Raw genomic sequence first — 821 nt, 5'->3', positions numbered from 1 at the left:
CTGTTCGGACCCGACGACCAACTCGGCACGCTGAACTTCCTCCGGCTCGCCGACCTGAGCCGGTCCGCGCACTCCGTGCGAGCCGGGCAGGCGTTCTCACTCGATCTCCGCTCCGACATCATCGCACCATCCCTGGCGCCGACACGAGAACCACTAATCCATCACATCTTTCAACGGACACCGTTCCATCGCGACGAATGGCTCGACCGCTTCTACACCCAATACGGGTCTCAGCTCGACGGGCTCCGCCACATCGCCCACCCCGACCACGGGTTCTACAACGGCGCCGATGGAGATACCTTCACTCCCGGCACCGAGTCGCTGAGCATCCATCACCTCACCCACCTCCCCATCGCCGGGCGAGCGGTACTCATCGACGTCGACCGGTACCTGGCCGCGACCGGCACACCGATCGACCACACCGCCGGCCAACCGGTCCCACTGGCCACCATCACCGCCGCCCTGCACGACCAGGGCACCGAGATAAGCCCCGGCGATATCGTCCTGATCCGGTTCGGCTGGCTCGACCACTACCGCAATCACAGCACACTCGAGTGGCGGGAAAACCTCGTGCACAAGCAGTTCCACACCGGAGTGCTACAAAGCCAGGACGTAGTGGAATGGCTGTGGAACCACCGCGTCGCCATGGTCGCGGCCGACAACTTCGCCTTCGAATGCTGGCCGGCGCAACCGGGCACGCCGTTCCTCTCCGACGCCGAACAACGCGGAGAAACCGGAGACCCGCACGCAGGCATCATGCACCGCGCCCTCATCGGGCTACTCGGCATGCCCATCGGCGAACTGTGGGACCTCGACCCCCT

General features: G+C 65.2%; 1 protein-coding gene. It reads left to right on the top strand.

Annotated elements, in window-relative coordinates; translation table 11 throughout:
• On the top strand, positions 1-821 hold an 821-nt coding region (locus AZG88_RS35575), incomplete at both ends, for a cyclase family protein (RefSeq protein ID WP_061700437.1).

It is taken from the genome of Rhodococcus sp. LB1 (assembly GCF_001583455.1).
Lineage (GTDB): Bacteria > Actinomycetota > Actinomycetes > Mycobacteriales > Mycobacteriaceae > Rhodococcus_F > Rhodococcus_F opacus.
The sequence above is the reverse complement of the archived record's forward strand: the minus strand, read 5'-3'. Positions and strand labels throughout refer to the sequence as shown.